Genomic DNA, 9,079 nt, shown 5'->3' on the forward strand with positions numbered 1-9,079 from the left:
GCCATGAGCGACGACACCACCCTCTCGGCCGAGAGCCGCGCCGAGCGCGACGCCGCGCCCGGGAAGGCCGCGACGCTCATCGAGTCGCTGCCCTGGCTGCAGAGCTTCCACGGGCGCACGATGGTGATCAAGTTCGGCGGCAACGCGATGGTGTCGGAGGAGCTGCAGCGCTCCTTCGCCCAGGACATGGTCTACCTGCGCTACGCCGGGATCCGCCCCGTGGTCGTCCACGGCGGCGGGCCCCAGATCTCGCGGATGCTCGACCGGCTCGGGATCGAGAGCGAGTTCCGGGGCGGCTACCGGGTCACGAGCCCCGAGGCGATGGAGGTGGTGCGGATGGTGCTCACCGGCAGCATCAGCCGCGACATCGTCCGCCGGATCAACGAGCACGGCCCCCTCGCCGCCGGCATCTCCGGTGAGGACGCGGGCCTCTTCGTCGGCCGCCGCCGCGGTGTCGTGATCGACGGCGAGGAGCACGACCTCGGACTCGTCGGAGACGTGATCGCCGTGGACCCCGCCGCCGTCCTCGCTCAGCTCGAGGCCGGCCGGATCCCGGTCGTGTCCTCGATCGCCCCCGACTCGGACGACCCCACGCAATCGCTGAACGTCAACGCCGACGCCGCCGCCGCCGCGCTGGCCGTCGCGCTCGGCGCCGAGAAGCTCGTCGTCCTCACCGACGTGGCCGGCCTCTACTCCGACTGGCCCGACCGCGAGTCGCTCGTCTCGCACATCCGCTCGGACGACCTCGCGGCTCTGCTGCCCTCGCTCGAATCGGGCATGATCCCCAAGATGACCGCCTGCCTCGACGCCGTGCGCGGGGGAGTGCCCAAGGCCGCCATCATCGACGGCCGTATCCCACACTCGATCCTGCTCGAGGTGTTCACCTCGGAGGGCATCGGCACCGAGGTCGTCGCCTCGCTCGACCCCCGCGACCGGGAGCGAATGTCGGGCCGCTGATCCTCAGCGGCCCCGGCTCCGAGCGCCCGTCCCGTCCGGGACGCGCGCACCGTCGGCCCTCGCGGCCGGACCGCTCCGATCGAAAGGCCACCATGTCCATCCCCACGACCGCGTCCCGCACCGGCTCGGCGCGCGACCGCTACTCCGCCGCGATGATGCAGACCTTCGCGCCGCCGCTCGCCGTGCTCGAGCGCGGCGAGGGCTGCCGGGTCTGGGACGTCGACGGGCGGGAGTACCTCGACTTCCTCGGCGGCATCGCCGTCAACTCGCTCGGCCATGCGCATCCCGTGTTCGTCGAGGCCGTGACGCGCCAGGCCGGTGCGCTCGCCCACGTCTCCAACTACTTCGCGACCGCCCCGCAGATCGAGCTCGCCGAGACCCTGCGCCGCCTCACCGGGGCCGGGGAGACGGGCCGCGTCTACTTCGCCAACTCGGGCACCGAGGCCAACGAGGCGGCCTTCAAGCTGGCGCGGCTGAACGCGGCCGGCGGCCGGCACCGCGTCCTGGCGCTGCAGAACGCGTTCCACGGGCGGACGATGGGCGCGCTCGCGCTGACCGGCAAGGCGGCCATGCGGGCGCCGTTCGAGCCGATGCCGGGAGGGGTCGAGCACCTCGAGGCGAGCATCGAGGCCCTCGAGGCGGCTCTCGACGAGTCCGTCGCCGCGCTGATCGTCGAGCCCATCCAGGGGGAGGCGGGCGTCATCCCCCTGCCGGGCGGCTACCTCGAGCGCGCGCGTGAACTCACCCGCGAGCACGGCGCGCTGCTCATCGTCGACGAGATCCAGACCGGGGTCGGGCGGACCGGACGCTGGTTCGCCTACCAGGAGGCGGGGATCCTGCCCGACGCCGTCACTCTGGCCAAGGGGCTCGGCGGAGGCTTCCCCGTCGGAGCGCTGGTGACCTTCGGCGAGGCGTCCGACCTCCTGCAGAAGGGCCACCACGGCAGCACCTTCGGCGGCAATCCGCTCGCGACCGCCGTGGCCGGAGCCGTGCTCGCCGAGATCGAGCGCGCCGACCTTCTCGGAAACGCGCGGGAGCGCGGGGCGCAGATCGTCGATGCGCTGACCGCTCTCGACTCGCCCCTGATCGGAGGGGTCCGCGGCGCGGGCCTCCTCCTGGGCATCGCCCTGACCCGGCCGGTCGCCGCCGAGCTCGCCGCCGCCTGCCTCGACGCCGGCCTGATCGTGAACGCGGCGAACGACTCGAGCATCCGGCTCGCGCCTCCGCTCGTGGTGACCGCCGCCGACGTCGCCGAGTTCGCCGAGCGCTTCGGCCGCGCACTGCAGACCCTCTGACCCCGTACCTCCACCGAAAGCGACCAGCACCGTGACCCGCCACTTCCTCCGCGACGACGACATCACTCCCGCCGAGCAGGCCGAGATCCTCGACCTCGCCCTCGAGCTCAAGCGCGACCGCTTCTCCCGGAAGCCCCTCGCCGGGCCGCAGACCGTCGCCGTGATCTTCGACAAGTCCTCCACGCGCACCCGCGTCTCCTTCGCGGTCGGCATCGCCGATCTCGGCGGCAGCCCCCTGATCATCTCGACCGCGAGCAGCCAGCTCGGCGGCAAGGAGACCGCCTCCGACACGGCGCGGGTCCTGGAGCGCCAGGTCGCCGCGATCGTGTGGCGCACCTACGCGCAGTCGGGCCTGGAGGAGATGGCGCGCAGCACGCGCGTGCCGGTCGTCAACGCGCTCTCGGACGAGTTCCACCCGTGCCAGCTCCTCGCCGACCTGCTGACCATCCGCGAGCACCGCGGTCACCTCGCCGGCCTCACGCTCACGTTCTTCGGCGACGGAGCGAGCAACATGGCGCACTCGTACCTCCTGGCGGGGGCCACGGCCGGCATGCACGTCCGCATCGTCTCCCCGGAGTCGTACTCGCCGGACGCGGCGGTCCTGGCCGATGCGCAGCGCATCGCCGCGACCACCGGCGGATCGGCGATCACCACGACCGACCCCGACGAGGGCGCGGCCGGCTCCGACATCGTGATCACGGACACGTGGGTGTCGATGGGCAAGGAGGACGAGAAGGCGGCGCGCGTCGCGACCTTCGGCGCCTACCGGGTCGACGCCGCCACGATGGCCGCTGCCGCTCCCGACGCGCTGTTCCTGCACTGCCTGCCCGCGGACCGCGGCTACGAGGTGACCGCCGACGTGATCGACGGCCCGCAGAGCGTGATCTGGGACGAGGCGGAGAACCGCCTGCACGCGCAGAAGGCCCTGCTCGTGTGGCTCCTGGAGCGCGCCGGCACCGCCGACGCCGCTCAGTAGACTCGACAGCCGAACCCGAGGAGAACCATGACGGAACGACCCTCCGCCCGCGCGGGCGAGGCCGGAGCCCTGTGGGGCGGCCGCTTCGCCGGCGGCCCCTCGCCCGAGCTCGCCGCGCTCTCGAGGTCGACCCACTTCGACTGGCAGCTCGCCCCCTACGACCTCGCCGGCTCCCGCGCCCACGCCCGGGCGCTCGCCGGAGCGGGCTACCTCGACGACGCCGAGCTCACCGCGATGCTCGCGGCGCTCGACCGGCTCGAGGCTGCCGTCACCGACGGGAGCTTCGCCGCCGACGAGTCGGACGAGGACGTGCACGGCGCCCTCGAGCGCGGCCTGATGCTCGAAGCCGGTCCCGAGCTCGGCGGCAAGCTCCGCGCGGGGCGCTCGCGCAACGACCAGATCGCCACCTTCGTCCGGATGTACCTCCGCGACCACGCGGCGCTCGTCTCGGAGCTGGTGGTGCAGCTCATCGACGCCCTCGCCGCGCAGGCGTCGGCGCACCCGACGGCGATCATGCCCGGGCGCACCCACCTCCAGCACGCTCAGCCCGTGCTCCTCGCGCACCATCTGCTCGCCCACGGCTGGGCGCTGCTGCGCGATCTGGAGCGCCTGCGGGACTGGGCCGTCCGGGCGGACGTCTCGCCCTACGGCTCGGGCGCCCTCGCCGGCTCGACCCTCGGCCTGGACGCCGAGGCGGTCGCCCGCGATCTCGGCTTCGCGTCGAGCGTGCCGAACTCGATCGACGGGACGGCCAGCCGCGACCTCGTCGCCGAGTTCGCCTTCGTCACCGCCATGATCGGGATCGACGTCTCGCGCATCGCGGAGGAGGTCATCCTCTGGAACACGCGGGAGTTCGCCTTCGTCACGCTCGACGACGGCTACTCGACCGGGTCCTCGATCATGCCGCAGAAGAAGAACCCCGACATCGCCGAGCTCGCCCGGGGGAAGTCCGGCCGCTTGATCGGCAACCTCACCGGGCTGCTCGCGACCCTCAAGGCGCTGCCGCTCGCCTACAACCGCGACCTGCAGGAGGACAAGGAGCCGGTCTTCGACTCGGTGACGACCCTCGAGGTCCTGCTGCCCGCGTTCAGCGGCATGATCGCGACCCTCACCTTCCACACCGACCGGATGGCGGAGCTCGCGCCCCAGGGCTTCTCCCTCGCGACCGACGTGGCCGAGTGGCTCGTGAAGAAGCACGTGCCCTTCCGGGACGCCCACGAGATCACCGGCGAGCTGGTCAAGCTGGCGGAGTCGCAGGGGAGGGGGCTCGAGGATCTCGACGACGCCGCGCTCGCCTCGGTGTCGCCGCTGCTCACGCCCGACGTGCGCTCCGTCCTCAGCATCGAGGGATCGGTGGCGAGCCGGGACGGTGTCGGCGGCACGGCTCCCGACCGCGTCGCGGAGCAGCTCGCCCGGCTGACCGAGCGCGTCCGGGTCGTGCGCGGATCCCTCCGGGGGGAACGCCCGTGACTCTTCGGGGAGCGCCGGGCGACGACGGCCGTCCGCCGCTGCGCCCCTGGCAGCAGCGGACTCTGGTGCTCGTCGCCGCAGTCGTCATCGTCGCGGTGATCGTGATCACCCTCGTGTCGGGCCAGAGCTTCTTCTGAGCGCCGACCTCCCCGACCTCGCGCGCTCGGCCCTCGAGGTGGCACCGGAGCTGCTCGGCCGCGTCCTCCTGCACCGCATGCCGGAGGGCGTGGTCGGCGTCCGGCTGACCGAGGTCGAGGCGTACCTCGGAACCGGTGAGGATCCGGGCTCGCATGCGCACCGCGGACCGACACCCCGGACGGCTCCCATGTTCGGTCCGCCCGGGTCCGTGTACGCGTACTTCACCTACGGGATGCACACCTGCGTGAACATCGTCTGCTCCCCGGCGGGCACGGCGTCGGCGGTGCTGCTGCGCGCCGGCGAGGTCGTATCGGGGGAGGATCTCGCGATGATCCGGCGCGGACCCGTTCGCAGCCGGGATCTGGCCCGCGGACCCGCACGGCTGGCGAAGGCCCTCGGAGTCCGTCTCACCGAGTCGGGCGACCCGCTCGAGGCGGCGTTCGAGCTGCTGCCGGGGGAGAGGCCGTCCTCCGTGGCGGCGGGCCCGCGCACCGGAGTCTCGGGCCCGGGCGGCGGGGACGACTTCCCGTGGCGCTTCAGCATCCCGGGCGACCCCACCGTCTCGCCCTACCGGAGAGCAGTGCCCCGGCGGCGGCCCGGAGCTCAGCCCGCGAGGTAGAGCCGGGCGAGAACGCCGAGAGCCGCCGCCCAGGCGAGGCTCGCCAGCGTGCCGATGATGAACCGCTCGCGCGCTTCCGGGGAGGCGAGCTCGCTGAAGCGGCCGACGCCCTTGATCGCCACCACGACCGCGATCCCCTCGGGGAGACCGCTCATCAGTGCGCCGGCCGTCGCGATCCGCTCGAGGACCCCGATCGTCGTCCCCCCGCGCAGCACCTCGATCGGCTGGCCGATCGCCGAGGGCGCGCTCCCGGCGGCGGGGCGGGAGGTTCCGGCGACCATGATGCCGCCGTGGCTGCCGCTGCGGGAGTCGGCCGTCGCGAGCCGGAGGGTGAGCAGCACCACCGGCCCGCCGCCCGCGATCGCCAGCGCGAAGGCCAGCACCGCCACCAGGACGGAGTGGATCGGGGGCGCGGACGGTCCGGCGACCGCCGTGAGCAGGAAGGCGGCGGCCGCCGCCACGAGGGGGATCCAGGCGAGCTGCGGACGGCGAAGGCGCACGGCGAGCACCGCACCGGCGAGTCCGGCGAGCAGCACGAGCACCACGCCCGTCCACGAGGCGGACTGCAGCGCGGAGGCGAGGAGCAGGGCGGGGGATCCGGGGGGTGCCGTCATCGGGGTGTCCTCTCGTCGGTGGGGTCGAGCGTACGGTCGACCACTGTCAGCAGGCGCGCGAGCGCGTCACGGGCGGGAGCGTCGACTCGAGCACTCGCCGCGCGGACCCGGAGGCTGACCGCCTGCGGGCTGACGGCGAGGCGCTCGGCCGCATCCTTCTGGGAGAGGCCGCTCTCGAGCAGGTCGACGATCTGCCAGCCGGCCTCGGAGCGCGCGTCGCGCAGCAGGAGGAGCGGATCGATCAGCGCCTGGACGTCCGCCGGTGCCGGCGCCGCCGTTCCCGGTGCGTCCGGATCGAGGGAGAAGCGCGTCGGCCGGCCCTTCGCCGCCTCGACCGCCCGGCGCGCCGCGAAGTACGCCTCCCCGGTCGCCGCTCTCGTGGTCGCGGGGAGTGGCCGGTCGACGGGGCCGATCCCGAGGCCGATGCTCCAGTGGCCGGTCCGGTGCAGCTCGAGCACGAGCGCGACGACGGCATCGGCCCGGTCGAGCACGCACTGGAACTCGTCGCCCGCCGTCCGCTCCGCGGGCAGGACGAACGTCGCCCGACCGTCGTCGATCAGGCTCGCGATCGCCTGGTCCACGCGGTCGTGGTCGTGCCTGCTGTCGCGCTGATCCGCGGTGATGACGAACATCGGACCTCCTCGATCAAGTATCGGCACTTGATCGCCCGGGATCAAGCCTGTGCGCTTGACTCCCGGAGACCGGCTCCTTCCCGCCGCGGTAGCCTGGTCGGGTGATCGACCAGCACCTCCCCGGGTCCGCGACGAGCCCGCGGCTCGACCCCGCCTTCGACTCCGTGTGGGACGAGCTGGTCTGGCGAGGCTCGGTGCACGTGTCGACCGATGCGGGAGCGTTGCGCGAGCTGCTGTCGGGGGAGCCGATCACCTACTACTGCGGGTTCGACCCGACCGCGCCCAGCCTCCACCTCGGGAACCTGGTGCAGCTGATCGTCATGCGCCGGCTCCAGCTGGCCGGGCATCGGCCGCTCGGGCTCGTCGGCGGCTCGACCGGGCTGATCGGGGATCCGCGTCCGACGGCCGAGCGGACGCTGAACTCGCGCGAGACGGTGAGGGCGTGGGTCGAGCGCCTCCAGGCGCAGGTGTCCCGGTTCGTTCCCGCGGGCGGCGACAACGGGCTGCGCCTGGTCAACAACCTCGACTGGACCGCTCCGCTGTCGGCGATCGACTTCCTGCGGGAGATCGGGAAGCACTTCCGCGTGGGGACGATGCTCAAGAAGGACGCGGTCAGCGCCCGCCTCAACTCCGACGCGGGGATCAGCTACACCGAGTTCAGCTACCAGATCCTGCAGGGTCTCGACTACCTGGAGCTCTACCGGCAGTACGGGTGCGTCCTGCAGACCGGCGGCAGCGACCAGTGGGGCAACCTGACGAGCGGGACCGACCTGATCCACCGCACGGAGGGCGTGTCGGTCCACGCGATCGGCACACCGCTGGTGATGAACTCCGACGGCACCAAGTTCGGCAAGAGCGAGGGCAACGCCGTCTGGCTCGACTCCGAGCTCACCAGCCCGTACGCGTTCTACCAGTTCTGGGTCAACACGGACGACCGCGACGTCGCCGACCGCCTGCGGATCTTCACCTTCCTGCCGCGCACGGAGATCGAGCGCCTGGAGAAGGCCGCCGCCGACGAGCCGTTCCGCCGGGAGGCGCAGCGCGCGCTCGCCTGGGAGGTCACGTCGCTGGTGCACGGAGCGGAGGCGACGCGCTCGGTGATCGACGCCTCGGCCGCGCTCTTCGGCAAGGGCTCGCTCGAGGGGATCGACCCGGTCATCCTCCGTGGCGCGCTCGAGGCGGTGCCCTCGATGGAGGCGACACCGGAGACGCCGGCGCTGCAGGCGTTCGTCGAGACCGGACTCGTCGCCAGCACGGGGGAGGCGCGACGGGCACTCGCTCAGGGAGGGCTCTCGGTGAACAACACCGCCCTCCCGTCCGAGACCGTCACGCTCGGCGAGCTCCCGTTGATCGATGGGATCGCCGTCCTCCGTCGCGGCAAGAAGAGCTTCGCCGGGGCCTTCGTCCGCTGACCGCGTGCCCGCTCTCCTCGAGCGGACGCGAACGATGACGGCGTCGGCGGTCTCATCAACACGGTGTCCCGTGTCCGGTGTCCGGTGTCCGGTGTCCGGTGTCCGGTGTCCGGTGTCCGGTGTCCGGTGTCCGGTGTCCGGTGTCCGGTGTCCGGTAGCCGGTAGCCGGTAGCCGGTAGCCGGTAGCCGGTAGCCGGTAGCCGGTAGCCGGTAGCCGGTAGCCGGTAGCCGGTAGCCGGTAGCCGGTAGCCGGTGTCCGGTGTCCGGTGTCCGGTGTCCGGTAGCCGGTGTCCGGTGTCCGGTAGCCGGTAGCCGGTAGCCGGTAGCCGGTAGCCGGTAGCCGGTAGCCGGTAGCCGGTAGCCGGTGTCGGGTACCGAGTCGGACACTCAGCGACGCACGGCCCCTGAATTGCGACACGCCCGGGACGCAGGCGATTTGCCGCTCGGCCGAGGCCCGACGTAATGTAACTCCTCGTCACCCCAAAGGAGCGGCAAGCGGGAGTCAGGCGCAGAGCGTCGAGACCAGCTGGCCCACCTCAAGCGGGGACCATCCCCTCGCTCCCAGGCCTGTTAGAGATTCGTCTCTTGAAGACTGCGGGATCGCGAGCGTAAGATGCAAAGCCTCCACGGGACACGGTCCCGGCTTCGTTGCAAGGCCTCGCGGCCGAGCCCGGTGCAGCGGTGCGATCCTCGATCGTGCAGCGAACACCACGAAGAAGCCGGACTTGACACGGCCTGCGGATGTGCTAAGTTAGTCGAGTTGCCACGGAGGCGATCGGGACTTCGGTTCTGACAAGCCTAACCGGTCTCGGCAAGCAAGACAAATCGAGTGGCTCACGCCCTCGCACAGCAAACTTCGATCACTTTCGTTGTGAAGCACCGTTCTGGTGTGGAGGCGGGATGTGTCCGATTCTTGAGAACTCAACAGCGTGCACTATGTTCAATGCCAATTTTATACCCCGGCCT

General features: G+C 72.0%; 9 protein-coding genes. 7 read left to right on the plus strand and 2 right to left on the minus strand.

The genetic code is table 11. The annotated features are described in order from the left end of the window. Nucleotides 1–3: 3 nt before the first annotated feature. The 6 genes from argB (at nt 4) to C5C10_RS12215 (ending at nt 5,455) form a co-directional block, all read left to right on the plus strand. Nucleotides 4–957: an acetylglutamate kinase gene (gene argB, locus C5C10_RS12195; RefSeq protein ID WP_104224497.1), complete on the plus strand. Its 954-nt coding sequence runs from the start codon at nt 4–6 to the stop codon at nt 955–957. 92 nt (nt 958–1,049) lie between these two features. After that, the gene (locus tag C5C10_RS12200) at nt 1,050–2,252 is read left to right on the plus strand and encodes an acetylornithine transaminase (RefSeq protein WP_104238644.1); all 1,203 of its coding nucleotides are present in this window, start codon (nt 1,050–1,052) and stop codon (nt 2,250–2,252) included. Nucleotides 2,253–2,283: 31 nt separating this feature from the next. After that, on the plus strand, nt 2,284–3,228 hold the full coding sequence (gene argF, locus C5C10_RS12205; protein ID WP_104238645.1) for an ornithine carbamoyltransferase: 945 nt from the start codon (nt 2,284–2,286) through the stop codon (nt 3,226–3,228). Between the two features lie 27 nt (nt 3,229–3,255). Further along, nucleotides 3,256–4,698 carry an argininosuccinate lyase gene (argH, locus tag C5C10_RS12210; protein ID WP_104329341.1) on the plus strand — a complete coding sequence of 481 codons (1,443 nt, stop codon included), beginning with the start codon at nt 3,256–3,258 and terminating at the stop codon, nt 4,696–4,698. Further along, nucleotides 4,695–4,835 (plus strand): hypothetical protein, encoded by a 141-nt coding sequence (locus C5C10_RS17895; protein WP_160034127.1) that lies wholly within the window; start codon nt 4,695–4,697, stop codon nt 4,833–4,835. Before argH ends, C5C10_RS17895 begins: the two co-directional genes overlap by 4 nt. Further along, a complete protein-coding gene (locus tag C5C10_RS12215) occupies nt 4,832–5,455 on the plus strand; it encodes a DNA-3-methyladenine glycosylase (protein WP_104329342.1) in 624 nt (207 codons plus the stop codon). Before C5C10_RS17895 ends, C5C10_RS12215 begins: the two co-directional genes overlap by 4 nt. Here the strand turns inward: C5C10_RS12215 and C5C10_RS12220 are convergent. Continuing rightward, nucleotides 5,440–6,069 carry a hypothetical protein gene (locus tag C5C10_RS12220; protein ID WP_258059401.1) on the minus strand — a complete coding sequence of 210 codons (630 nt, stop codon included), beginning with the start codon at nt 6,067–6,069 and terminating at the stop codon, nt 5,440–5,442. The genes C5C10_RS12215 and C5C10_RS12220 overlap by 16 nt on opposite strands. Then, a complete protein-coding gene (locus C5C10_RS12225; RefSeq protein WP_104329343.1) occupies nt 6,066–6,701 on the minus strand; it encodes a DNA-binding protein in 636 nt (211 codons plus the stop codon). Before C5C10_RS12225 ends, C5C10_RS12220 begins: the two co-directional genes overlap by 4 nt. A gap of 101 nt (nt 6,702–6,802) precedes the next feature. Between C5C10_RS12225 and tyrS the strand changes: the two genes are divergently transcribed. Continuing rightward, nucleotides 6,803–8,113 (plus strand): tyrosine--tRNA ligase, encoded by a 1,311-nt coding sequence (gene tyrS, locus C5C10_RS12230; protein ID WP_104329344.1) that lies wholly within the window; start codon nt 6,803–6,805, stop codon nt 8,111–8,113. The last annotated feature ends 966 nt before the right edge of the window (nt 8,114–9,079 follow it).

Origin of the sequence: Rathayibacter sp. AY1A3 (assembly GCF_002930975.1) — a bacterium.
Taxonomy (GTDB): Bacteria; Actinomycetota; Actinomycetes; order Actinomycetales; family Microbacteriaceae; genus Rathayibacter.

What these genes read in the sequence shown, in the direction of transcription:
- C5C10_RS12200 (WP_104238644.1), top strand. Translation starts at nt 1,050, where the DNA reads ATGTCCATCCCCACGACCGCGTCCCGCACCGGCTCGGCGCGCGACCGC.
- argB (WP_104224497.1), top strand. Translation starts at nt 4, where the DNA reads ATGAGCGACGACACCACCCTCTCGGCCGAGAGCCGCGCCGAGCGCGAC.
- C5C10_RS12225 (WP_104329343.1), bottom strand. Translation starts at nt 6,701, where the DNA reads ATGTTCGTCATCACCGCGGATCAGCGCGACAGCAGGCACGACCACGAC.
- C5C10_RS12220 (WP_258059401.1), bottom strand. Translation starts at nt 6,069, where the DNA reads ATGACGGCACCCCCCGGATCCCCCGCCCTGCTCCTCGCCTCCGCGCTG.
- argH (WP_104329341.1), top strand. Translation starts at nt 3,256, where the DNA reads ATGACGGAACGACCCTCCGCCCGCGCGGGCGAGGCCGGAGCCCTGTGG.